This is a genomic window from Microtetraspora malaysiensis, from assembly GCF_050947145.1.
In the GTDB taxonomy this organism is placed as follows: Bacteria; Actinomycetota; Actinomycetes; order Streptosporangiales; family Streptosporangiaceae; genus Microtetraspora_A; species Microtetraspora_A malaysiensis.
Window position 1 is genome coordinate 7,669,286 of sequence record NZ_CP191998.1, and the last position, 24,265, is coordinate 7,693,550.

Consider the following 24,265-nt stretch of genomic DNA (forward strand, 5'->3'; position numbering starts at 1 on the left):
GGCCTTACATAATGATCAGGTAGCCTCATGGACATGCTTCCGACGGTCGCCGACGTGCTCGCGCTCGACGCCGTCCGGCGTGGCAACCCACGGGTGGTGGCCGGCTCGGACCGGCTGGACACCCGCGTGCGTTGGGTCCACGTCGGCGAGATCAGCGACATCGCCACCATGCTGCGCGGTGGTGAGCTGGTGCTCACCACCGGCGTCGCCCTGCCCGACGAGCCCGACAAACTCGCCGACTACATCGCCGACCTGGCCGCGGTCGGCGCCTCCGGCCTCGTGGTCGAGCTCGGACGCAAGTTCGTGCGCGAGCTGCCCCGCCTGGTCGTCAAGGCGGCGGAGGAACACGGCCTGCCCCTGATCGTGCTGGCCCGCGAGACGCCGTTCGTGCAGATCACCGAGTCGGTGCACGCCCGGATCATCGACATCCAGCTCCAGGAGCTGCGGGCGTCCGAGCAGTTGCACGAGGTGTTCACCGAGCTGTCGGTCGAGGGCGCGCCCCCGGCCGAGGTGCTCGGCCAGGTCGCCCGCTTCTCCGGCCGGCCGGTCCTGCTGGAGAACCTCGCCCACCAGGTGCTCGCCTGCGACACCGCCGGCCGCGACACGGGGACACTGCTGGCGAGCTGGGAGACCCGCTCCCGTGGGGTCGCCCCCGACGAGCGCACCGCGTACGACGCGGCCTCGGGCTGGCTGATCACCATGGTCGGCGCCCGGGGACAGGACTGGGGCCGGCTGATCCTGCTCTGCGACGGCGAGCCCAGCCCCCGCGACATCGTGCTCGCCGAGCGGGCCGCCACCACGCTCGCGCTCAGCCGTCTGCTCGAACGCCACCAGGAGTCCCTGGAGCGCCAGGCCCACGGCACGATCATCACCGGCATCCTGACCCACGCGTACGCCGACCCGGAGGAGGCGGCCGCCCGGGCTCGCGCCGTCGGCGTGCCGCTCACCGGGCGGAAGCTGGTCAGCGCCGTCATCCGGCTGACCGGCCCCACCGACACGGCGCTGGGCGAGCAGGCCCAGCTCGGGGAGCTGGCCGAGGCGGGCGCGGCGGCGTGCCGCGACGCCAAGCTCCCCGCCCTGGTCGGCACGCTGGACCAGCACCACGTCGGCCTGCTGATCCCCCTGCCTCCGCGCCTCACGGCCGAGGCCGCGCTCAACGCGCTCGCCGACCGGCTGCGCACCTCCTACACCGGCACGTTCGTGCTCGCCGCCGGCTCCGTGGTCGAGTCCATCAGGGACGTACGACGCAGCTTCCTCGAAGCCGAGCAGGTGGCGGACGTGGCGGTGCGCCAGCCTGACGGGCGAGCCTTCTACCGGCTGCCCGACCTGCGGCTGCGCGGCCTGCTCCACCTGCTGCGCGACGACTCCCGGTTGCAGACCTTCGCCGAGCGCGAGCTCGGCACGCTGCTCGCCCACGACGCCCAGCGCAACGGCGACCTGACCCGCATTCTGCGGATCTATCTGGACGCCGGGCGCAACAAGGCCGTCGCCGCGCAGAAGGCCCACCTGTCCCGGCCGGCGTTCTACGACCGGCTGCGCCGCCTCGAACGCGTTTTGGACACCGACCTGGACGATGTTGAATCGTGCCTGTCACTTCACGTGGCACTGCTTGCCTTGGAATCCTTTCGAAGGGAGGCCCGTTGAGGGCTCGCGAGCACGGCATCGTTATCGGCACGGGAACGCCGGGGCCGCACAACGCCATCACCGACGTCGCCGGAGTGCGCGTCGGCCACACAACGCTGATCAGTGGCGAGGGGCCCCGGGCCACCGGTCAGGGCCCGGTCCGCACCGGAGTGACGGTCATCCTTCCCCACGGGGACTCGACCTTCGACGAGCCGCTGTACGCCGGCCTCCACTGGCTCAACGGCTGCGGCGAGATCACCGGCATGGCCGTCCTGGAGGAGTTCGGGGTGCTCACCTCCCCGATCGCCCTGACCAACACCGCATCGGTGGGCGTGGTCAGGGACGCGTTGGTGGAACTCGAGATCAGCACCGGCAGGCCGGCGTGGTCACAGCCGGTCGTGGGTGAGACCTGGGACGGCCGGCTCAACGACATCAGCGGCCAGCACGTCCGGCGTGAGCACGTCCACCAGGCGTACCGCGAGGCCAGTGGGGGCCCGGTCGCCGAAGGCTCGGTCGGCGGCGGCACCGGCATGATCTGCCACGGTTTCAAGGGCGGCATCGGCACGGCCTCGCGCGTCGTGGACGGCTACACGGTCGGCGTCCTCGTCCAGGCCAACCACGGCAAGAGGGAACGGCTGACGGTCAACGGGGTCAACGTCGGCGAGCGGCTGCCCGCCGAGCCGGTGGCGCACGAGGGCGCCGGCTCGATCATCGGCATCGTGGCGACCGACGCGCCGCTCCTCCCCCACCAGTGCAGGCGGCTCGCGCAGCGGGCCGGGCTCGGCATCGCCAGAACCGGCGGTGCGGGCGAGAACTTCAGCGGCGACGGCTTCCTGTGCTTCTCCACCGGCAACAGGAACATCCCCTCGGCTGCGCTGGACTCGGCCACGCCGCGCACGTACCAGGTGACCGCGCTCTCCGACGAGTACATCGACCCGCTGTTCTACGCGGTCATCGAGGCGACCGAGGAAGCCATCGTCAACGCACTGGTCGCGGCCGAGACCATGACCGGGGCCGACGATCTGACCGTAACCGGCCTCGATGGGGCCACTCTGGCAAAGGTGCTGACCACATGATTTCCGACAACCTGGCCGCCGCCGGGGCGATCGCCCTCCCCGTCGCCGACGTGGAGCTGGAGCCGTACGACCTGGACCCGGGCCAGATCGTCTCCGGTGACCCGAGAGTGGCGCTGGCGCAGCTCAGCCCGGGTCGCGGCGTATGGGAGATCACGCCGGGCGTGGTCACCGACGTCGAGGCCGACGAGATCTTCGTCGTGCTCACCGGCCGCGCCACGATCGAGGTCGAGGGCGGGGCGACCGTCGAGGTCGGCCCCGGCGACGTCTGCCTGCTCGCCGAGGGTGCCAAGACGACCTGGACGGTGCACGAGACGCTCCGGAAGGTCTACCACTCCCGATCCTGACCCCGGCGGGAGCGGTTTTCCCACCCAGGTATAAGACCTATCGCACCGGCCACGTTCCGTAGGGATGTGCGCACGGTGCGATGTGGTTTTCTCGATGGGTGCAGACGACCAGCGAACCTGAGATCAGTCCGGACACCGTGGTCCGCGCCCTGTCCGCCCGCTTCCCCCGATGGACGATCTGGTGGGGCAAGTCCACCTCGCACTACTGGGGACTCTCCCGCCGCCGGGACGGCGTACTCGTCTACGTCGAGGCGCACTCGGCGCGGGAGTTCATGCAGCGGGCCCGCGAGATCGACTCCCACCACCCTTAGCGATTAGTCCCCTTTAGGGGAGAGTGTCGTAATTGTCGGAATTTGCGGATGCGAATCTCGCCACATTTTTCGATAATTACCGGTTTTCACTCCCGTCGCATTGCGTTTCTCGCCACCATGGTCATTTTACGGATCATGAATGGGAGAGACCGCAATGAAACGCCGCCTGATCGCCGGCGCCGCCGCCCTGGCCGTCGGGATGCCGACGCTTGTCGGGCTGACCACGTCCAGCGCCGTCGCCGCTCCGGTCACCGGCCTGCCCACGACCGCATTCCCCCTCGGCCAGGCCGGCGTCCCCAAGTCGGCGCACAAGTCCCTCGGCCCCGGCATCGACTACTTCACCGTGAAGCACGGCACCTCCAAGGACGGCTACACGGTCAGCGTCATCGCCGGGGGCAAGGACTTCATGACCGAAGCCACCGCGCAGACCCAGGCGGTCGCCGTCCAGGACGCCGGGATGACGCCGGTCATCGTGAAGTTCACCCGGCCCGCCGTCGCCGACTTCCCCGCCGCCGACTTCTGGTCGGTCCACGTCGGCTCCTGGTCCCTCAAGGACAAGGACGAGGCCGCCAAGGTCGTGAAGGAGCTGAAGAAGGCCGGCATCAGCTCCAAGGTCGACTACACCGGCGACGACGGCTTCCAGACCTCCGGCCCCTGGTCGATGCGGGTGGTCACGATCGACCCGCGCACCTTCCGCGGCTCGTTCCGGTCCTCCCTCGGCGTCAGCGTCGCCAAGCGTGAAACGGTCTCCTCGATGGCCAAGGCCGCCGGAGCCACGGTCGCCGTCAACGGTGGGTTCTTCGACATCCACACCCTCAAGAACCTGCGTGGCGACCCGACCGGCCTCTCCGTCGTCAACGGAAAGCTGCTCAGCGAAGCCGTTGCCGGTCGCATCGGCATCGTCCTCAAGGGCCGCACGGCCCGCATCACCGAGCTCTCCTCCAGCGTCGTCGCGAACGCCGGTGGCACCAAGGCCGTCGTCGCGGGGGTGAACCGGGTCGCCAAGCCCGACGAACTGGTCATGTACACCGAGGAGTTCGGCGCCAAGACCCCCAAGGACGACGGCACCGAAGTCGTGCTCGACGCCTCGGGCAAGGTCATCGCGGTGCGCTCCCCCGGCGCCGCCGTCACGCGCGGCACCCGTGTCCTGCACGGCGTCGGCGCCGCCGCCGACTGGCTGTGGGAGTACGCCGAGGAGGGCGCCACCGTCCAGGTGACGACCACCGTCACCGACCTGCGGACCAAGAGGACGATCCCGCTCACCCCGGAGACCAGCGTCATCGCCGGCGCGATCGGCCTGGTCCGCGGTGGCCAGACCGCGATCACCGCGAACCGGGACGGCATGGCCAACGTCAACATGATCCTGCGCCGCCACCCCCGCACCCTCGCCGGAGTGACCGCGTCCGGGAAGCTGATCCTCGCCGTGGTCGACGGCCGGGACCCGGGCAACAGCGTCGGCGCGTCCTTCATCGAGGCGGCGCAGATCATGCGCTGGCTGGGCGCCCGCGACGCGATCAACCTGGACGGCGGCGGTTCCAGCGCCATGGTGATCGGCAAGAAGGTCGTCAACCGCCCGTCCGACGGCGTCGAGCGCGGTGTCGGCGACGCCCTGCTCGTCCTGCCCGAGTAAGGCCCGCACGAGCCACTGACGACGCCACGGCGGCTCCTCGGCCCGGCCCCAGCCGGTGCCCGAGGAGCCGCTTTCCGTTCTCCCGACGGTTCAGCCGCTGTTCCAGTACGCCTGTTCCGGGGCCGGTCAGACCGCGGTTCCAGTGTGTCGATCCAGGGTGTCCACCACCGCTCCAGGGCGGCGACCACCGCTCCGGCGCGGCGACCGCCGTTCCGGTGGCTCAGCCGTCAGCGAGGAGGCGCGCGATGCTGTCGTCGTCGCAGGTCGCCCAGAAGGACCCCACGACGTCTTCGAGCTGGTCGAACGACATCGCCTCGAACAACACGTCCTGATACTTCGTGATGTCGTACTCCGTCGTTCCCATGGCCTTGAGATCGAGCGGCCGGATGTCCATGCCCCTGAACTCCTCGATCTCGCCGTACGAGCTGAGAATCCCCGCGCCGTACGCCTTCAGCTCCGACGCCTCCCGCATCACGCCGAACTCCAGCGTGAACCAGAAGACCTTCGAGACGAACTGGAGGGCGTCCTCGCTCTCGACTCTCCGCGCTGCCCCTCCCGCGACCCGGTACAGCTCCGCGAACCGGTCCGAGGCCAGCGTGTTCGCGTGACCGATCACCTCGTGGATGATGTCCGGCTCCGGAGTGTAGAACGGGACGGAATGGTGCCGGATGTACTGGGTCGAGTGGAAGTATCCGTCCGCCAGCACGCCGTAGAACTCCCGTAGCGGGACGAGACCCGCCGCCGGGATGTAGCGGAACCCGGTGAGCGGATAGAGGCGGTCACTGACCTCCTGAAGCTGGGGGATGTGATCCTTCGGCAACCCCAGCCGCTCGGTCGCGTCCAGGAACTCCCTGATCGCGTACCGCTGGTGTTTGGCCGCCAGTTCCCGTGACACCAGAGCCCACACCTGATGCTCTTCTTCGGTGTACTCCGCGTGCGGGACGGGATCGCCCAGCTGATAGTTCAGCGCCAGGGCGGCGATGGCGTTGCGCCGATCACGGTAGACCGCGTCGGCGAATCCGGGGTGGCTGGACGCCAACTCCACGGTGACCGAGCCGTCTTCCCGCTTGGCGACGGGAGCGAAGTATTGGGCTTCCTCGAACATACTTAGATATGACAGCAAGTCGGCTTTCGGCTGGCAAGAGCGACCAGTCCAGGTACACGGACCGTTCAATATCGCCATCGTTATCCACTTTTGACTGGTCGAATCGCACAGTGTCGGCGTAACGTCAGCTTCATGCTCGACACTCTGGACAGCAAGCTATTGATCACGATGCGTGACAACCCGAGGATCGGGCTGACCGAGCTCTCCCGCCTCCTCGGCGTCGCCCGCGGCACGGTCCAGGCCCGCCTGGAGAAGCTCACCGCCCGGGGCGTGATCGGCGACTTCGGGCCCACCGTGATGACCGAGGAGATCGGCTATCCGATCCTCGCCTTCGCGTCGCTCCAGATCGCCCAGGGCAAGCTCGCCGAAGCCGTCGAGGCACTCCACGTGATCCCCGAAATCCTCGAGGTGTACGGCACGAGCGGCCAAGCCGACCTCCTCTGCCGGGTGGTCGCCCGCAACACGCCACACCTCCAGGAGATCATCGCCCGCATCCTCGCCTCGCCCGCCGTCCAGCGCACGGACACGACGATCGCCCTCTCCATCCAGATCCCGTACCGCATCACCCCCTTGCTCACCGCCGCCGTGTCACCGTGACCCCATCGCACGGCGCTGAGCCTCTTAGGCGCTGCTGCCGCCTGGGGCCATTGAAGCTGCCGTGGCTGACCGCTGAACCTCTTCGGCGTTACGCAGGGCTAAAGCCTGTAGACGCTGCTGCCATGCCTGGGTTCGTAGGCGCTCCGCAGAGCTAAGCCCTCTCGGCGTTGCGCACGGCGTAGGTCCGTAGGCGCTGCGCAGGGCTAGGGTCCGTAGGCGCTGCGGCGGGGGCTGCTCCGGCCGGCCGTGATAGTTACGCCCCAGTGATGCCGCTCCCGCGGCCATCGCGGGCACGGTGGTACATGGCACGGTCCTACGCCGGCCTCCGCAACCCCCGCCTCCGCGCCAACCTCCCCCGCCGTATCCCGGCCAAAACCCACCACAACCGACCGAGCAGCCAGCCCCGCGTCGTCCCGCCCCACAACAACACGACCAACAGCAGACACACCCCTATCCACGCCACTGCCGCCTACGCCACCGCCCTGCCACCAGCCGCGGCACCCCCACCTGCACCCGCACCCGCACCCGCACACCAGGCTCTCAGGACCAGCACCGGCAACCATCGCCCTCAATAACCCTCGCCACCACAGCAGCCCCCACACCCCGCCCGGCACCACCACAGGTTGAATCGCTATCTCCGACCCTTGTGACCCGTACAGCGCCCTGTCCCCCTGCACGACGAGCCCTCAGCCACCCAAGACAGCGCGCCTGGACCGCCTGAGCGGCTACCCGCACCCCACCGAAGAAACAGCCCCAAAACAAAAAAAGGGGCCCCACCGGACCCCCCAAAACACCCACCACACAAACCACCGCCGACACGACACCACCACCACCAGCCGGCAACCCACAACCCCGCCCCCGGCCACAACCACCAGCCGCCACAACACAGAAAAACCCGCCAACAACCAACACCGCACAACAAAAAAGGGGCCCACCACCGGACCCCCAACAACAACCGCCAGCCGCCAGCCGCGACCACAACCCCAACCAGCCGGCGAGAAAACAGCCCCCGAAAAACGAAGGAAGGGCCACCCCTGTTAAGAGGTGGCCCTTCCTCACAAAAAATTGTCCGGCGGCGTCCTACTCTCCCACACCCTCCCGAGTGCAGTACCATCGGCGCTGGAAGGCTTAACTACCGGGTTCGGAATGTAACCGGGTGTTTCCCAACCGCTATAACCGCCGTAACCCTATGAAACACACAACCAGCCACCCACCATCACAGCGGGCAGGACTGTTTGCAGTCTCTGAATCGCATAGTCGACGCGAACATCTATGGACAAGTCCTCGGCCTATTAGTACCGGTCAGCTCCACACGTTACCGCGCTTCCACTTCCAGCCTATCAACCCGGTCATCTACCGGGAGCCTTACCCCACAAAGGGTGGGAGACCTCATCTCGAGACGAGCTTCCCGCTTAGATGCTTTCAGCGGTTATCCCTTCCGAACGTAGCCAACCAGCCGTGCTCCTGGCGGAACAACTGGCACACCAGAGGTTCGTCCGTCCCGGTCCTCTCGTACTAGGGACAGCCTCTCTCAAGTCTCCTGCGCGCGCAGCGGATAGGGACCGAACTGTCTCGCGACGTTCTAAACCCAGCTCGCGTACCGCTTTAATGGGCGAACAGCCCAACCCTTGGGACCTACTCCAGCCCCAGGATGCGACGAGCCGACATCGAGGTGCCAAACCATCCCGTCGATATGGACTCTTGGGGAAGATCAGCCTGTTATCCCCGGGGTACCTTTTAGCCGTTGAGCGACACCGCTTCCACAAGCCGATGCCGGATCACTAGTCCCAGCTTTCGCTCCTGCTCGACCCGTCAGTCTCACAGTCAAGCTCCCTTGTGCACTTACACTCGACACCTGATTACCAACCAGGCTGAGGGAACCTTTGGGCGCCTCCGTTACTCTTTAGGAGGCAACCGCCCCAGTTAAACTACCCACCAGACACTGTCCCCCACCCGGATACACGGGCGCGGGTTAGACGTTCAAAACGACCAGAGTGGTATTTCACCAATGACTCCACCCCAACTAGCGTCGAGGCTTCCCAGTCTCCCACCTATCCTACACAAGACGCTCCAAACGCCAATGTCAAGCTGTAGTGAAGGTCCCGGGGTCTTTCCGTCCTGCTGCGCGTAACGAGCATCTTTACTCGTAGTGCAATTTCACCGGGTCTGTGGTTGAGACAGCGGGGAAGTCGTTACGCCATTCGTGCAGGTCGGAACTTACCCGACAAGGAATTTCGCTACCTTAGGATGGTTATAGTTACCACCGCCGTTTACCGGCGCTTAAGTTCTCAGCTTCGCATACCCGAAGGCACACTAACCGGTCCCCTTAACGTTCCGGCACCGGGCAGGCGTCAGTCCGTATACATCGTCTTACGACTTCGCACGGACCTGTGTTTTTAGTAAACAGTCGCTTCCCCCTGGCCACTGCGGCCTCCACCAGCTTCGGAGGAAAACTCCTACACCAACAGAGGCCCCCCTTCTCCCGAAGTTACGGGGGCAATTTGCCGAGTTCCTTAACCACAGTTCACCCGAACGCCTTAGTATTCTCTACCTGACCACCTGAGTCGGTTTCGGGTACGGGCCGCTACGACACTCACTAGAGGCTTTTCTTGGCAGCATAGGATCACCCACTTCACCACAATCGGCTCGGCATCACATCTCAGGCTACATGGCAGACGGATTTGCCTATCTGCCGCCCTACATGCTTACCCCGGGAACAACCATCGCCCGGGATGGGCTACCTTCCTGCGTCACCCCATCGCTTACCTACTACCAGATCAGGCCAGGCGTTCACCCTCACCACCATCCCGAAGGACAGCAGGGGTTAAGGACCCTTAGTATCACTGGATTCGATATGGGCGCATCACAGCGGGTACGGGAATATCAACCCGTTATCCATCGACTACGCCTGTCGGCCTCGCCTTAGGCCCCGACTTACCCTGGGCGGATTAGCCTAGCCCAGGAACCCTTGGTCATCCGGCGCAGAAGTTTCTCACTTCTGATTCGCTACTCATGCCTGCATTCTCACTCGCACAACCTCCACGGCTGGATCACTCCGCCGCTTCACCGGTCGCACGACGCTCCCCTACCCACCCACACAAACGTGTGAGTGCCACGACTTCGGCGGTGTACTTGAGCCCCGCTACATTATCGGCGCGGAATCACTTGACCAGTGAGCTATTACGCACTCTTTCAAGGGTGGCTGCTTCTAAGCCAACCTCCTGGTTGTCACAGCAACTCCACATCCTTTCCCACTTAGCACACGCTTAGGGGCCTTAGTCGGTGATCTGGGCTGTTTCCCTCTCGACTACGAAGCTTATCCCCCGCAGTCTCACTGCCACGCTCTCACTTACCGGCATTCGGAGTTTGGCTGACGTCAGTAACCTTGTCGGGCCCATCGGCCATCCAGTGCTCTACCTCCGGCAAGAAACACGCAACGCTGCACCTAAATGCATTTCGGGGAGAACCAGCTATCACGGAGTTTGATTGGCCTTTCACCCCTACACACAGGTCATCCCCCAGGTTTTCAACCCTGGTGGGTTCGGTCCTCCACGCAGTCTTACCCACGCTTCAACCTGCCCATGCGTAGATCACTCCGCTTCGGGTCTACAGCATGCGACTCAAACGCCCTATTCAGACTCGCTTTCGCTACGGCTCCCCCACACGGGTTAACCTCGCCACACACCATAACTCGCAGGCTCATTCTTCAAAAGGCACGCAGTCACATCACAGACGCCCGAAGACGTCTACGCTCCTACGGCTTGTAGGCACACGGTTTCAGGTACTATTTCACGACCCCTCACCGGGGCGCTTTTCACCTTTCCCTCACGGTACTCGTTCACTATCGGTCATCAGGGAGTATTTAGGCTTACCAGGTGGTCCTGGCAGATTCACACAGGATTTCTCGGGCCCCGTGCTACTTGGGATCCCCTCAAGAAGCCTGCAAAATTTCGTCTACCCGGCTCTCACGGTCTACGGCGCCCCTTCCCAGAGGCTTCGACTATCCCACAGGTTTATCACTTCTCGCAGTCTCGGCAGAGACTGCCAGAGGGTCCCGCAACCCCGCACACGCAACGCCTGCCGGCTATCACACATGCACGGTTTAGCCTCATCCGCTTTCGCTCACCACTACTCACGGAATCACTCTTGTTTTCTCTTCCTACGGGTACTGAGATGTTTCACTTCCCCGCGTTACCACCAACCGCCCTATACATTCAGGCGGAGGCAACACCACATAACTGGTGCTAGGTTTCCCCATTCGGACATCCCCGGATCAACGTCTGGTTGGCGACTCCCCGAGGCTTAACGCAGCCTCCCACGTCCTTCATCGGCTCCTGATGCCAAGGCATCCACCGTGTGCCCTAAAAAACTTGGCCACAAAAGATGCTCGCGTCCACTATGCAATTCACAAACAACAAACAGCCAACCGAATCAACCCCGCCACCAACACCAGAAAACCCGGCAGGTATGGCAGAAGACCGGTCCCGTCAACGAGAGACAAGCAAACGCCCGTTCCCTCAGGACCCAACAGTGTGCCCAGCCAGCCCCAGCCCCCCGACAACCACGTTCCCACTCCCAACCAAACCTCGAAACGAGGAACGGTCAGACGGTACTAGCAGCCCGGAAACCCGAACCAACTGAATAACCAGTGCTCCACTAATGAGCTCGCCGCGCATCGGACACTCGCCGATGAACACGACATGGACAACTACCAACGTCAAGCCGGTAGAAGCCAGATGCTCCTTAGAAAGGAGGTGATCCAGCCGCACCTTCCGGTACGGCTACCTTGTTACGACTTCGTCCCAATCGCCAGCCCCACCTTCGACCGCTCCCCCCGGAAAACCGGTTGGGCCACGGGCTTCGGGTGTTGCCGACTTTCGTGACGTGACGGGCGGTGTGTACAAGGCCCGGGAACGTATTCACCGCAGCATTGCTGATCTGCGATTACTAGCGACTCCGACTTCATGGGGTCGAGTTGCAGACCCCAATCCGAACTGAGACCGGCTTTTAGGGATTCGCTCCACCTCACGGCATCGCAACCCTCTGTACCGGCCATTGTAGCATGTTTGCAGCCCAAGACATAAGGGGCATGATGACTTGACGTCATCCCCACCTTCCTCCGAGTTGACCCCGGCAGTCTCCCATGAGTCCCCACCACCCCAAAGGGCGTGCTGGCAACATGGAACAAGGGTTGCGCTCGTTGCGGGACTTAACCCAACATCTCACGACACGAGCTGACGACAGCCATGCACCACCTGTACACCAGTCCGAAGAGGGCCCCATCTCTGAGGCTTTCCGGTGTATGTCAAACCTTGGTAAGGTTCTTCGCGTTGCGTCGAATTAAGCAACATGCTCCGCCGCTTGTGCGGGCCCCCGTCAATTCCTTTGAGTTTTAGCCTTGCGGCCGTACTCCCCAGGCGGGGCGCTTAATGCGTTAGCTACGGCACGGAAACCGTGGAAGGTCCCCACACCTAGCGCCCAACGTTTACAGCGTGGACTACCAGGGTATCTAATCCTGTTCGCTCCCCACGCTTTCGCTCCTCAGCGTCAGAACTGGCCCAGCAAGCCGCCTTCGCCACCGGTGTTCCTCCTGATATCTGCGCATTTCACCGCTACACCAGGAATTCCGCTTGCCCCTACCAGCCTCTAGCCTGCCCGTATCCACCGCAGACCTAGGGTTAAGCCCTAAGCTTTCACGGCAGACGCGACAAGCCACCTACGAGCTCTTTACGCCCAATAATTCCGGACAACGCTTGCGCCCTACGTATTACCGCGGCTGCTGGCACGTAGTTAGCCGGCGCTTCTTCTACAGGTACACGTCAACTTCGTCCCTGCTGAAAGAGGTTTACAACCCGAAGGCCGTCATCCCCCACGCGGCGTCGCTGCGTCAGGCTTTCGCCCATTGCGCAATATTCCCCACTGCTGCCTCCCGTAGGAGTCTGGGCCGTGTCTCAGTCCCAGTGTGGCCGGTCGCCCTCTCAGGCCGGCTACCCGTCGTCGCCTTGGTAGGCCACTACCCCACCAACAAGCTGATAGGCCGCGAGTCCATCCCCAACCGAAAAAACTTTCCACCACCATCGGATGCCCGAAGTAGTCATATCCGGTATTAGACCCAGTTTCCCAGGCTTATCCCAGAGTCAGGGGCAGGTTACTCACGTGTTACTCACCCGTTCGCCGCTCGAGTACCCCGAAGGGCCTTTCCGCTCGACTTGCATGTGTTAAGCACGCCGCCAGCGTTCGTCCTGAGCCAGGATCAAACTCTCCAAACAATGTTTTCGAGTTTTTCCTGGCCAACATTCGACATGAATGTCAACCAAAGGAATCCATCCCCCCACACCCGAAGATGCAGGTAAGGACGGGGTTGTGCGTCATGCACTGGCTTTTAGCACACTGTTGAGTTCTCAAGAAACGGACGCGACCACCATCACCTCAGACTCGAAACCGAGCCATCCGCTCCGGGGCGTTATTCGCTTCGTTCTTTCTGTTTACTATTCTTCCGTGTCGCCCGGTCCGTGTCAAACCGCCCCATTTCGGAGCACTTGACCCAAACCGCGCAACTCCAGAGGAATCGCAGCCGCCCCGTTTCCGGGGCAACCCCTCTAACTTACCAGATCCTTGTCCGCTTCGCGAACGAATGACCCGAAACTGATCGTTTGAGGAGACTTGTCGAGTTTAGCCCACGCCGTCCCATGCCTGAACCGCTCAGCGGAAGGAGAGGGAAGACGCCGGACTGCGCCGACTGGAAAAGATTAACAGCAGCCCAGAGTGTTCGAGCCACGAAACGCCGGGACAGGCCGGGCGACAGTCGTGCCGGCGGGGCGGGCGCCCGCGAACCGGGCGCCGATCGATCTTTGCCCCCCGATCGGGTAGAAACGGGAGATGGCTGAACAGCGTGTTCCCCGGGCCCTGATCGTGTTGGTCTGTACGGCCGCCGCCGTCATCGTCCTGGCCGGTATGCAGGCGGTTCAGTCGATCCTCGGTCCGGTGATCCTCGCGCTGACGCTCGTCATCGCCGTGTCCCCGCTGCGCGAGTGGCTCTACCGGCGCAAGGCCCCCGGGTGGATGCTCGTGACGATCCCCTTGCTGGTCGTGATCGTGGTGCTGCTCGGCATGATCGCCATCCTCAGCTTCGCGGCGGCCCAGCTCGCCATCCTCGCGCCGACGTACGCGCACCAGTTCAACCAGGTCATCGCCGACCTCCAGAAGTGGCTGGCCGGGCTCGGCTACGGCGCCGCCGAGATCAACAGGGCGCTCTCCTCCATCGATTTCGGCAAGCTGATCGACGTGGCGCAGAGCGTGTTCTCCGGGCTGCTCGGGGTGTTCTCCAGCCTCTTCCTCATCGTGATCATGCTGCTCGCCATGAGCCTGGACGCACCGATCTACTCGCGCATCATGGCCGCCGCGCGCGACGATCGGCCCGCCCTGATCATGGCGTTCACCACGTTCACGCACAAGACCAGGCGATACCTGATCGTCTCGACGATCTTCGGCGCGATCTGCTCGGCGCTGGACATCGTGGCCCTGTACGCGCTGGACGTTCCACTCCCCCTGCTCTGGGGCGTCTTCGCGCTGATCACGAACTATGTACCGAACATCGGTTTCTTCCTGGGCCTGATCCCTCCCGCGCTGCTGGGACTGCTCGAAGGCGGCCCGAAGACGATGATCCTGGTGATCGTCGCCTACATCGCGATCAACGTGGTGATCCAGTCCTTCATCCAGCCGAAGTTCCTGGGGGACGCCGTCGGGCTGTCCACGACGATCACGTTCCTGTCGCTGATCGTCTGGACCTGGGTACTCGGCCCGCTGGGCGCCCTGCTGGCGATCCCGCTCAGCCTGCTCGTACGCGCGCTGCTAGTGGACAGCGACCCGAACGGCAAGTGGGCGGCCGCGCTCGTGTCCGGCCGGTTGCCGTCAGCCTCGAAGGCTCCCGACGCAGCCGCCTGACCTGGCACGACGCGTGGCGGCCTCCCCTGGTGCCCGGCATCGCGACGCGTATGGTCGAAACATGCGGCGATGGGACACCGACGAGCGGCAGACCGGGATCGCGGATGGCTCCGCCATGGATCCCGAGATCCGACAGCTACTGGAGTGCATGAATCGGGACGGCTGGGTCACCGAGGATCCCGAGGTGCACCTGCTGCCGCACCTGCGCCGGGCCTGCGGCTCGGAGTGGCTGCTCACCGGGCAGCGGCTCCTCCCGGACGGCGTCTACGAGGTCACCGTCTCGCTGGCCGGCGACCAGGAGGGGGTGCGCATCCACCGCGACGCGATCCGCCTCCTCTCCGCGGTCGCCGAGTCCGCCTTCTTCGTACGGCAGCGCGGGCCTGGAGTGTTCGACTGCGTCACGGGCGTGCTGGACGGCGACAGTCCCGAGTTCAAGAGCCACGGCCACCTGATCCGGCTGATCGTCAAGTGACCCGCGGCCGGGCGCGTGTCAGGGGGACGTGCGCTCCTGCACGGCGGGCGTGACAGTGGGCGCGTGCTGCGGCGCCGTAGTCGGCAGCGCTCTGCGGCGGCTCCACGGCATCCCCGCGATGAGCACCGGGAACAGCACGATGGAGCTGATCGCCCACGGCGAGTGGAGCTCTCCCCATTTCGCGCCGGTGAACTGGGTGAGCACCAAATAGCCGATGGCCGCCCAGACGGTGCTGCCGATGATCACCGGCCACGCCCAGCGGGTGGGCCGGGCGACCAGGAACGGCATGAACCACATGAGGTACTGCGCGCCCAGCCGCGGCGTGAAGATCATGAACGCCAGGACGATCGCGGTCGTGACGTCGATGGGATCGGCCTTGCGCCACCAGATCACGCAGGCCACGAGCGATGCGTAAATGAGGTACTGGCCGATCTCGAGGGAGGTGGGGCTGAGCACCCAGTCGCCTCCGTTCAGCACCGCGGTCCAGCCCCAGTCGCCGGTGATCGGACGGACGTCGCTGGGACGCAGGCCGATCGTCTTGAGCACCTCGGGTAGCTGGTTCCATGCGGTCCAGCCGCCGATCGGCAGTGTGAGCAGGAACAGCACCGGCGGCAGGCCCACACCGATGAGCGAGACCACCCGGGAGCGCAGTCCGGGCAGGAACATGAGCATGCCGGGCACCAGGATGACCGGCCAGCTCTTCGCGCAGAGGGCCATCCCCATGAGCACTCCGGCCCACAGGGCGCGTCCGGTCGCCGCCCGGTCCGCGTCGGTCGGATGGGTGAAGCGGCGCAGGAACTCGGCCGGTCGACGCCACGGGAGCGTCTCGGGGAGCGTCCAGCCGTTCGGCCCGCGAGCCACGACGAACGCCGCCACGGCGAACATCAGCGAGACCGGCTCGACCTGGCCGTGCACGGAGGCCACCAGGATCGCGAGGGGGTTGCAGGCGTACTGGAACGCACGGAGCCTCGCGGTCGCGCCGCCGGCCAGCTTGCCCACGAGCGGGATGAGCACGATGTCGGAGACGACCGTCACCAGCCGGCCCGCCACCTCCCACGGGATGCCGAGCCAGAGCAACAGCCCGTACATGTACGGGATCGTGGGGAGGAAGTGCCAACCACCGTTGCTTTCGAGCACGGGGTCGCGGTGATTGAGGATCGCCTCACCCGCCGGGCGGAAGCTGTTCACGAAGTCGATCGGCTGCCAACTGTCCTTCGCCGACAGCACCATGATCAGGACACGGAAGCCGATGCCGACGGCCAGAGTGACGGCCAGCGACGGCTTCCATCCCTTCCGCTGTGCCAGCAGAGCAAGCAGCACACCGGTGACGAGAACGAGGCCCGTGGGAATCGCGTAATCCATAACGGTCCCAAGACTGCCCGATGGGTGGCTATATCGGCCACCCGGGGAAGGAAGATTTCGGGGATTTTCGCGACAGAGCGTCGTAGCGTGATTACCTACAGCAATATCAGGGGGTAGTGATGAAGTTGCGGTTGTGGATCGTGCTTGGCGTGGCCACGTTCGTTGGGATGGCGATCGGCTTCCTGTCCCCCTCGCGGAGCGCCCGGCACGACGCGGGGCGCTGGGCCGCCTACCGTGCCCGCCGGGACGCGGATCTGGCCCGCAACACTCTGGCCGTTTTGGTGGACTCCCGGCCTATCTGACGCCGGGACTCGCTCCACATGCCGTAGCGGGCAGGTCGGATCCGACCTGCCCGCCTTCGCAGACGTCAGAGTGTGGCAGCTCTCACCCGGTTCGGGAGATCAGCCGAGCGCGTCGAGGTAGGCGCGGTGGCTGCGCGAGAACTCGTAGCCGTTGTACTTGTCCCAGTTGATGGACCAGGTCATCAGCCCGCGCAGGCCGGGGAAAACGCCGTGCGGGCGGTAGGAACCGCATCCGGAGCCCTTCGCCAGGCAGCCGAACGCCTTCTGGACCTCGGCGACCGTGGTGAATCCGTTGCCCGCGTACGGCGCGGCCGGCAGGCCGATCGCCACCTGCTCGGGACGGAGCGGCGGGAACGTGGCGCCGCCGGCCACGGGGAAGCCGGTGAGCAGCATGTCGGTCATGGCGACGTGGAAATCGGCCACTCCCATGGTGTGGTACTGGTTGTCGAGGCCCATGATCGGCCCGGAGTTGTAGTCCTGGACGTGCAGCAACGTCAGGTCGTCACGCATCGCGTAGATCACGGGAAGGTACGCGCCGGAGCGGGCGTCCGCGGCGCCGTTCGGGCCGGGGCCGTAGAACTGGTAGCCGAGCTGGACGAAGAACGTCTCGGGCGCCATCGTGAGCGCGAAGCCCGGGCCGTACTTGGCCTTGAGGGTCTTCAGAGCCGAGATCAGGTTCACGATCACGGGTGTGGTCGGGTTCTTGAAGTCGTTGTCGCCGGAGTTGAGCGACAGCGAGTGGCCTTCGAAGTCGATGTCGAGGCCGTCCAGGCCGTACTTGTCGATGATCGCGGCGACGGACTGGACGAAGGCGTCGCGGGCGGCGGTCGTGGTGAGCTGGACCTGGCCGTTCTGCCCGCCGATCGAGATCAGCACCTTCTTGCCCGCCGCCTGCTTGGCGCGGATGGCGGCGACGAAGTCCGCGTCGCTCTCGACAGTCGGGCATTCGGTGGCCGGGCAGCGGGTGAACCGGATGGCGCCCGAGGTGACGGAGGTCGGCTCGCCGAACGCGAGGTTGATGAAGTCCCATTCAGCGGGCACATCGGCCATCCGGACATATCCCGATCCGTTGGCGAAGGACGCGTGCAGGTAGCCCACCAGCAACCGCTTGCCGCCGGGCGGAGGGCCGCTCGGAGACGCACTGGGAGATGTGCCAGGAGACGCGCTCGGACTCGGTGAGGGACTCGCGGACGGGCTCGCCGAAGGGCTGGCAGAGGGGCTCGCGGACGGGGAGGGGCCGCCCCCGGGCCCGTCCAGCACCACGTCGTCGGCGTAGTACGCCCCCTGGCCGTACCAGCCGTTGAGATAGATCGACACGCTCGTCGTGGACGAACCGGTCGTGAACGACGTCGTCACCTGGGCCCACGACGATCCGGGCGCCGCCCACGTCTGCGCGCTCACCCCCGTGCCCGACGCGCCGAGAAAGACGTAGTTGCCTTGGACCCAGGCCGACAGCGTGTACGACGTCGAAGGACGCACCGCGATCGTCTGCTCGCACCGCCCCGTGTCGCTACCCGCAGGGATGGCGGACAACGCCTTCGACCCGGTGCGTACGGGCGACGAGACGGCCTGGGCGCCGGACGAGGCCGAGCACGTCCACCCCGACAGCCCGTCCTCGAACCCGGGGTTCACAGCGATGTTCGCGGCGTACGCCGTACCGGATGTGAAGAGGAAGCCGGCGGCGGCGAGCAGCGCGACCGCGCCGATGGTCAGCGGTTTCTTCATGGGCGTCTTCCGTTCGAGAAGGGGGTGTGGAACGGACTTCGGCGAGTTCTTTTAATAAAGTTTCTTAAAAGTTATCGGGATCGTAACCCCGCGCCCATGGGCGGACAAGGCCTAATCCGGCCGAGGACGCCGATCCCCCGGTGCGCGGCTCCGCCAGCGGGATGCCAGGGCGGTGCCAGGCGGGCGCCAGCGCGGGCGGCGAACCTTCACTCCATGACGTACGCGATCGAAGCCGAAGGGCTGATCAAGCGATATGGGGACAAGACGGCACTCGACGGGGTCAATCTGACGGCACGCCCGGGGGAGGTCCTCGCCGTCCTGGGGCCGAATGGGGCGGGCAAGACCACGGCGGTGCGCATCCTCGCCACGCTCGTCTCCCCCGACGGCGGCAGCGCCCGCGTCGGCGGGCACGACGTGGTCGCCCGGCCGCGCCGGGTACGCGAGCTGATCGGTCTCACGGGGCAGTACGCGTCGGTCGACGAGAACCTCACCGGCACACAGAACCTGGTGATGATCGGCCGCCTGCTGGGGATGAGCCGGGCCGACGCACGGGCCCGGGCCGTCGGCCTGCTCGACCGTTTCCGCCTGACCAAGGCGGGCGACCGGGCTGCGAGAACCTATTCGGGAGGCATGCGACGGCGGCTCGACCTGGCCGTGAGCATGGTGGCCGACCCGCGGATCATCTTCATGGACGAGCCGACCACGGGGCTCGACCCCCGTGCCAGGACCGAGCTCTGGGACATCGTGCGCGAGCAGGTCGCGGGCGGCTCCACGGTGCTGCTGACCACGCAATATCTGGAAGAGGCCGACCAACTCGCCGACCGGATCGTGGTCATCGACCACGGCCGGGTGGCGGCCGACGGGACGCCCGACCAGCTCAAGAGCCGGGCCGGACACCGACGGTTGGAGATCAGGCCCGAACGGGATCTGAGGAAGGCGCACGACATCCTCACCCAGGTCACCGGCGTCACGCCGCACGTGACCCGCGGCCAGGCGACCCACCGGCCGGCCACCGCTGAGGCGACGAATCGGCTGTCGAAGGACGCGATGTCCTGGCCTGCAGGGGGCACGGCCGCGGCGGAGGAACGGGCCGAGGGCGCGACCGAGCGGACGGCCGGCGAGCGGTCCGGCGCGATGCCCGGTCGCGCGTACGGGCCGGTCGAGGACGGCGTGCTCAGCGTGCCGATCGTCGATCCGGCCATGGTGCCCGAGGTGTTCCGCCGCCTGGAGGACGCCGGGATCACGCTCACCGAACACGCGCTCCGGCGGCCGAGCCTCGACGAGGCGTTCCTCGCCCTCGTCAGCGCTCCCGCTCCGGAGTTGTCCACAGCCCCGCGGTTGTCCACAGGTACGGGCGGAACGGCGTCCGCATCGCGGCAGGCGCCGTCACCATCGTCAGAGCCGCCTGCGCCACGCCCCACCGTGTCGTCTCGGCAGTCGCAGTCCAGCGGAAGGAGCATGGCATGACCTCTCTCACCTCTCATCGGCCCCGGCCCCGGAGTGGTGCGCTCATACAGGGGCTCACGCTCGCGTGGCGCAGTCTCGTGCCGCTGCGCAATGAGCCCGGGCGGCTCGTCCAGCTCCTGCTCCAGCCGATCTTCATGATCATGTTGTTCGTCTGCCTGTTCGGGGTGATGACGGGCAACCAGACGGGGACCGCCCAGTTCCTGCTGCCGGGCGTGCTCGTCCAGGTCGCGCTGGTCGCGACAAACACCACCGGCATGAATCTCGCCGAGGACATCGGCAACGGCGTCTTCGACCGGTTCCGCAGCCTGCCGATCGCGAGGTCGGCCCCGTTGATCGGCCGGATCCTCGCCGACACTCTGACCATGCTGTTGACCGTCACGGCATCGCTGCTCACCGGCTTCGTCGTCGGATTCCGCGTCCGCACCTCACTCGCGGAAACGCTCGCCGGGGTCACCCTCGTGCTGCTGTTCACATTCGCGCTGTCCTGGGCCTCCGCGTGGATCGGGCTCAAGGCCAGAAGCATCGCCTCGATGCAGGGCATGGCGACCGCCGTCCTGCTTCCCCTGACGTTCGGCAGCACCGCGTTCATCCCGGCGGCCAACGTGCCCGGTTGGCTCCGCTGGTGGATGGACGTGAACCCGGTTTCGCACCTGGCCGCGTCGCTGCGCGCCCTGCTCACCGGAGGGCCGCTGGGAGCCCACCCCTGGATCACGTTGGCCTGGGCCATCGCCATCGCCGCCGTCTTCTTCCCACTCGCCGTCCACAGCTACACCAGGCGGATCCGTTGACCATGGACGTCACCGACATCAACGAGCGGCACGGCCGGGCCGTCGTCGCCGGAACAGAGTGGGCCACCATGCGAGGCGGCGCGCGAATGGTCGCCGGCCTCTGGCGCCCGTCCTCCGGAGGAAGGCATCCCGTCCGTCGCGCGCGTGCGGCTGCCCGCTCGTCGCATCGTGTGCGTGCCGCCTTCGCCCGATGCGTCAAAGGTGTCGTCTCGGTCCTGGTTGGTCGTGCGTGGCGGTCAGGTCGAGCGGAGGAGCCGGTCGATCTCCTGACGGGACAGGGCGGCACCGCGCGCGTACACCTCGTCGAACCGGGAGCCCAGGGCCGAACGGGCCGCCGTCGTCGCCGCCACGACATCCGTGTCGGCGCCGGCGGAGGGGTGGATGGCGACGGCCGCGCCGAACAGCACGACCGCGCGCTCTGCGTCGCCCACGCGCAGCAGGGTGATCGCGAATCCGGCGACGGCCGAGGCGAGAACGGGCAGGTCAGGGGCGGCACCCAAGGCGTCGATCGCCAGCAGGTGGTGCTCCCGCGCCGCGGCGAAGTCGCCCCTCTCAGCGAGAGCTCTGGCATAGGCGTGGTGTGCCCAGGCCTCCTGCTGGGGGATCACGGGGATTCGACCCAGGTCCGCGATGACCTGCTCATAGACGCGCAACGCTCCGTCGAGGTCTCCTCTGCGCCGCGCCACCTCGCCCTCACCGATCCGGAGCTGGGCCAGGGCGTGCGCGGGAAGGTCGGGAGTGACGGCGGCCCTGGCCCGGGCGATGTCGCCGGCGGCACCCTCGAGGTCTCCCGCCTGTGCGCGCAGGCTCGCGATCCGGGTCAGTGTGGAGACCACCTCCTCCGCGCTCACCCACTCGGAGGTCAGCTCCGCGACCTCCTCTATGAGGCCGGGCGGCAGGTCACCGCGGGCGGCGTGGAGCGAGGCGAGGCCGAGCAGGGCCTCGCTGAGCCCCCAGCGTTCGCCGATCGCCCGGAAACCGGCCACGGCCGCCTCCAGATCCTGCCGAGACCGGTCCCGCTCAGGTTGGAAGCCGCCCCGGATCATGTGGGCCGAGCTCGCCAACCACGGGTCGTCGGAGCGCACATAGCCGTCGAGCAGGGCGAGGCCGTGCTCCTCCTGTCCTCCCATGAACGCCATGACGACCCTGCCGATCAGCAACATCGGATGGAGGGAGCCCTCACGGACCGCGCGGTCGATCAGCGCGTCCATCCGAGCGGCCATGGTCCTCAACCGGTCGGGATCGGCGAGCAGCGAGCCCAGCTTCGTGACGTCGATCGCGAACTGGCAGCTGGCGTACGCTCCGGCCAGGCCAGGGGAAGGTTCCTCCCCCGCCAGCGTGAGAACCTGCTCGGCCCACACCGCGCCCTCGGCCCGATAGCCGCGGAGCCACCAGAACCAGTTCAGCGAACCGCAGAGCCGTACGGCCAGCTCGACGTCCCGGCGATCCAGCGTCCAGCGGAGCGCGGCGTGGAGGTCATCCTGGTCGGCGATCAGCCGGTCGATCCATTCGATCTGGCCGGCCGTACGCAGTCGCGGCTCGGCACTCTCCACGAGTTCCAGGAACCGCAGGGCATGGCGTCGCCGGAACACATCGAGTTCCCCGGCTTCGCCGAGCCGTTCGAGAGCGAAGGCACGGATCGTCTCCAACATCCGATATCGGCCGTCGTCCACCATCTCGACCAAGGACTTGTCCACCAGTGACGGCAGGAGCTCCAGCACGTCCAGGTCGGCACCGCTTCCGATCGCGCTGAGCGGCCACTCGTCTCCGCACACACGCTCGATGTCGTCGAACGTCGCTCCGCCTGCGAAAACGGCGAGTCTGCGTGCCAGCTCCTGCTCTCTCGGGTCCAGCAGGTCCCAGCTCCACTCCACCACGGCGCGGAGCGTCTGATGCCGTGGAAGGGCCGTACGGTTGCCCGCGGTGAGCAGGCGGAAACGATCGTCGAGGCGCATCGCGAGCTGCGCGGGTGTCAGAGCGCGCAGCCGCGCCGCCGCCAGCTCGATGGCCAGGGGCATGCCGTCGAGACGACGGCAGATGGTGACGATGGAGTTCACGTTCGACTCGTCGAGGGTGAACCCCGGCCGCGCGCCAGCAGATCTCTCCAGGAGGAGCCGCACGGCCGGACAGTCGCGCGCCTCGTCGACCGTCGCGCCTTCGGGCGGCAGCCGCAGCGGTGGGATCGGCGCGAGCATCTCACCCGGGACCCTGAGCGGTTCCCTGCTGGTGGCGAGCACGATCGCCCCGGGGCATTCCTCGACAAGGCGACGCGCGATCAATGCCACCGCGTCGATCACGTGCTCGCAGTTGTCCAGCACGAGCAGGAGCCGCCGGGTACCCACGGCCGCGACGATCTGCGCGACGGGGTCGATGGGATCGGCTCGCCACTCCCCCGCCGCCGATCGGTCCGCCGTAACACCGAGCGCGTCGAGGACGGCGTGCGGCACGTCGACCGGGTCGGTGACGGGAGCGAGCTCCACCATCCGAAGCGTGTCGAGCGCCGCCGAGGCATGAGGCTTCGGACCGCCGGCCACGGAGCCGGTGATGCCGAGTGCCGTTTCGACGGCGAGCCGCGTCTTGCCCGCTCCTCCTGGTCCGATGATTGTCACCAGGCGCGAGACCCGCAGCAGGTCGCCCACATGGGAGACCTCTTCTTCCCGCCCGACGAAGCTGGTCAGCGGCGCGCGTGCGGTCGCCTGCCGCCGTCGCGGATCGGCCGAGCGCGAGGCGGCCGGCGAGGCGGGCGGCGAGGCTTTATCCGCTGCTGGGGGCGACGGCCGTACCGAATCGCCCCGCAGAACGGCGAGATGGGCGTCGCGAAGATCAGGCCCCGGGTCGACACCGAGCCCCTCGGCGAGCGCCTGGCGGGTGTTCTCGTAGAGGGCGAGCGCCTCGGCCTGCCTGCCGCTCGCGGCCAGAGCACGCATCGCCAGCCCTTGCAACCGCTCTCGGAACGGGTGCTCCGCCGCCTCCGCGGACAGGTCGATCCGCCATCCGAGCGCCAGGTACGCCTCCGCCCGGGCCTCGATCACGGCCAGCCGCCGTTCTTCGAGCAGCGCGGCGGCGTTCGCCAGGTACGGCACGGCGTGCAGGTCGGCGAGCGCCGGGCCCCGCCAGAGCGCGAGGGCATCGTCGAACGCACGGGTGGCCGCCTCAGGCGCCCGCTCGGCGTGACCACGTTCGGCGAGCCGGGCAAAGCGATGGGCATCGACATCGGCCGGATCGACGTCGACGAGATAACCGCCGGAACGAGCCATGATCACTCCGGGCAGGCCCATGGCCGCGCGAAGTCGCTTGACCAGGGTCTGAAGTGCGTTCGCGGTGTTGGCCGGCTGCTCCTCGCCCCAGAGAATGTCGGCGAGGCGCTCCTGAGTGAGGAGCTTCCCGGGTTCCAGCGCCAGGCCGGCGAGCAACGCCCGGAGCCGCAGTCCGCCCAGGGCGATCCGCTCGCCGCTACGGTTCACGGCCTCCAACGATCCCAGGAGAGAAATCCGCACAGCGGACATCCTGCACCCGCGC

At 66.4% G+C, this 24,265-nt stretch carries 15 protein-coding genes and 3 rRNA genes; 11 read left to right on the forward strand and 7 right to left on the reverse strand.

Annotated features, from left to right (window positions below):
- Positions 1–33 precede the first annotated feature (33 nt).
- From ACQP1V_RS35840 to ACQP1V_RS35860, 5 genes are all read left to right on the forward strand, one after another.
- Positions 34–1,644 (forward strand): PucR family transcriptional regulator, encoded by a 1,611-nt coding sequence (locus ACQP1V_RS35840; protein ID WP_433414898.1) that lies wholly within the window; start codon positions 34–36, stop codon positions 1,642–1,644.
- Positions 1,641–2,699, forward strand: a complete 1,059-nt coding sequence (locus ACQP1V_RS35845) for a P1 family peptidase (RefSeq protein ID WP_387417619.1) — start codon at positions 1,641–1,643, stop codon at positions 2,697–2,699. The genes ACQP1V_RS35840 and ACQP1V_RS35845 overlap by 4 nt, the downstream gene beginning before the upstream one ends.
- Entirely contained in the window at positions 2,696–3,043 is a 348-nt protein-coding gene (locus ACQP1V_RS35850; protein ID WP_157570357.1) for a cupin domain-containing protein, read from the forward strand. The genes ACQP1V_RS35845 and ACQP1V_RS35850 overlap by 4 nt, the downstream gene beginning before the upstream one ends.
- 98 nt (positions 3,044–3,141) lie before the next feature.
- Positions 3,142–3,354 (forward strand): hypothetical protein, encoded by a 213-nt coding sequence (locus tag ACQP1V_RS35855; protein WP_387417620.1) that lies wholly within the window; start codon positions 3,142–3,144, stop codon positions 3,352–3,354.
- Positions 3,355–3,508: 154 nt separating this feature from the next.
- Entirely contained in the window at positions 3,509–4,984 is a 1,476-nt protein-coding gene (locus tag ACQP1V_RS35860; protein ID WP_433414901.1) for a phosphodiester glycosidase family protein, read from the forward strand.
- Positions 4,985–5,204: 220 nt separating this feature from the next.
- Here ACQP1V_RS35860 and ACQP1V_RS35865 read toward each other — a convergent pair whose 3' ends face one another.
- On the reverse strand, positions 5,205–6,089 hold the full coding sequence (locus ACQP1V_RS35865; RefSeq protein WP_433414903.1) for a phenylalanine 4-monooxygenase: 885 nt from the start codon (positions 6,087–6,089) through the stop codon (positions 5,205–5,207).
- A gap of 132 nt (positions 6,090–6,221) precedes the next feature.
- Between ACQP1V_RS35865 and ACQP1V_RS35870 the strand changes: the two genes are divergently transcribed.
- Positions 6,222–6,686, forward strand: coding sequence for an Lrp/AsnC family transcriptional regulator (locus tag ACQP1V_RS35870; RefSeq protein WP_433414905.1), 465 nt, complete (start codon positions 6,222–6,224; stop codon positions 6,684–6,686).
- A 1,067-nt stretch (positions 6,687–7,753) separates the two neighbouring features.
- Here ACQP1V_RS35870 and rrf read toward each other — a convergent pair.
- The 3 genes from rrf to ACQP1V_RS35885 all read right to left on the reverse strand — a co-directional run bounded on the left by rrf (position 7,754) and on the right by ACQP1V_RS35885 (position 12,955).
- Positions 7,754–7,870: ribosomal RNA gene (gene rrf / locus ACQP1V_RS35875) — 5S ribosomal RNA — on the reverse strand.
- An 88-nt stretch (positions 7,871–7,958) separates the two neighbouring features.
- Positions 7,959–11,062: ribosomal RNA gene (locus tag ACQP1V_RS35880) — 23S ribosomal RNA — on the reverse strand.
- A gap of 371 nt (positions 11,063–11,433) precedes the next feature.
- Positions 11,434–12,955: ribosomal RNA gene (locus ACQP1V_RS35885) — 16S ribosomal RNA — on the reverse strand.
- Together the 16S, 23S and 5S rRNA genes form the textbook arrangement of a ribosomal RNA operon.
- Positions 12,956–13,565: 610 nt before the next feature.
- Here ACQP1V_RS35885 and ACQP1V_RS35890 point away from each other — a divergent pair.
- Positions 13,566–14,630, forward strand: a complete 1,065-nt coding sequence (locus tag ACQP1V_RS35890) for an AI-2E family transporter (RefSeq protein WP_433414907.1) — start codon at positions 13,566–13,568, stop codon at positions 14,628–14,630.
- 61 nt (positions 14,631–14,691) lie between these two features.
- A complete protein-coding gene (locus ACQP1V_RS35895; protein ID WP_433414909.1) occupies positions 14,692–15,102 on the forward strand; it encodes a hypothetical protein in 411 nt (136 codons plus the stop codon).
- A gap of 18 nt (positions 15,103–15,120) precedes the next feature.
- On the opposite strand, the gene ACQP1V_RS35900 is transcribed toward ACQP1V_RS35895, so the two are convergent.
- The gene (locus tag ACQP1V_RS35900) at positions 15,121–16,464 is read right to left on the reverse strand and encodes a hypothetical protein (RefSeq protein ID WP_433414911.1); all 1,344 of its coding nucleotides are present in this window, start codon (positions 16,462–16,464) and stop codon (positions 15,121–15,123) included.
- Between the two features lie 149 nt (positions 16,465–16,613).
- On the opposite strand from ACQP1V_RS35900, the gene ACQP1V_RS35905 reads away from it, so the two are divergent.
- Positions 16,614–16,766, forward strand: a complete 153-nt coding sequence (locus ACQP1V_RS35905) for a hypothetical protein (protein WP_433414913.1) — start codon at positions 16,614–16,616, stop codon at positions 16,764–16,766.
- Positions 16,767–16,865: 99 nt separating this feature from the next.
- Here the strand turns inward: ACQP1V_RS35905 and ACQP1V_RS35910 are convergent, their stop codons facing one another.
- A complete protein-coding gene (locus ACQP1V_RS35910; protein ID WP_433414915.1) occupies positions 16,866–18,491 on the reverse strand; it encodes a chitinase in 1,626 nt (541 codons plus the stop codon).
- Between the two features lie 213 nt (positions 18,492–18,704).
- Between ACQP1V_RS35910 and ACQP1V_RS35915 the strand changes: the two genes are divergently transcribed.
- The gene (locus ACQP1V_RS35915) at positions 18,705–19,958 is read left to right on the forward strand and encodes an ATP-binding cassette domain-containing protein (protein ID WP_433414917.1); all 1,254 of its coding nucleotides are present in this window, start codon (positions 18,705–18,707) and stop codon (positions 19,956–19,958) included.
- Positions 19,955–20,746, forward strand: a complete 792-nt coding sequence (locus ACQP1V_RS35920) for an ABC transporter permease (RefSeq protein WP_433414919.1) — start codon at positions 19,955–19,957, stop codon at positions 20,744–20,746. Before ACQP1V_RS35915 ends, ACQP1V_RS35920 begins: the two co-directional genes overlap by 4 nt.
- A gap of 236 nt (positions 20,747–20,982) precedes the next feature.
- On the opposite strand, the gene ACQP1V_RS35925 is transcribed toward ACQP1V_RS35920, so the two are convergent.
- The gene (locus ACQP1V_RS35925) at positions 20,983–24,210 is read right to left on the reverse strand and encodes a BTAD domain-containing putative transcriptional regulator (RefSeq protein WP_433414921.1); all 3,228 of its coding nucleotides are present in this window, start codon (positions 24,208–24,210) and stop codon (positions 20,983–20,985) included.
- Between the last annotated feature and the right edge of the window lie 55 nt (positions 24,211–24,265).

Bases quoted from the DNA above. Each gene is read 5' to 3' on its own strand.
- ACQP1V_RS35840 (WP_433414898.1), top strand. From the start codon at position 34: ATGCTTCCGACGGTCGCCGACGTGCTCGCGCTCGACGCCGTCCGGCGT.
- ACQP1V_RS35850 (WP_157570357.1), top strand. From the start codon at position 2,696: ATGATTTCCGACAACCTGGCCGCCGCCGGGGCGATCGCCCTCCCCGTC.
- ACQP1V_RS35860 (WP_433414901.1), top strand. From the start codon at position 3,509: ATGAAACGCCGCCTGATCGCCGGCGCCGCCGCCCTGGCCGTCGGGATG.
- ACQP1V_RS35865 (WP_433414903.1), bottom strand. From the start codon at position 6,089: ATGTTCGAGGAAGCCCAATACTTCGCTCCCGTCGCCAAGCGGGAAGAC.
- ACQP1V_RS35870 (WP_433414905.1), top strand. From the start codon at position 6,222: ATGCTCGACACTCTGGACAGCAAGCTATTGATCACGATGCGTGACAAC.
- ACQP1V_RS35890 (WP_433414907.1), top strand. From the start codon at position 13,566: ATGGCTGAACAGCGTGTTCCCCGGGCCCTGATCGTGTTGGTCTGTACG.
- ACQP1V_RS35895 (WP_433414909.1), top strand. From the start codon at position 14,692: ATGCGGCGATGGGACACCGACGAGCGGCAGACCGGGATCGCGGATGGC.
- ACQP1V_RS35900 (WP_433414911.1), bottom strand. From the start codon at position 16,464: ATGGATTACGCGATTCCCACGGGCCTCGTTCTCGTCACCGGTGTGCTG.
- ACQP1V_RS35910 (WP_433414915.1), bottom strand. From the start codon at position 18,491: ATGAAGAAACCGCTGACCATCGGCGCGGTCGCGCTGCTCGCCGCCGCC.
- ACQP1V_RS35915 (WP_433414917.1), top strand. From the start codon at position 18,705: ATGACGTACGCGATCGAAGCCGAAGGGCTGATCAAGCGATATGGGGAC.
- ACQP1V_RS35920 (WP_433414919.1), top strand. From the start codon at position 19,955: ATGACCTCTCTCACCTCTCATCGGCCCCGGCCCCGGAGTGGTGCGCTC.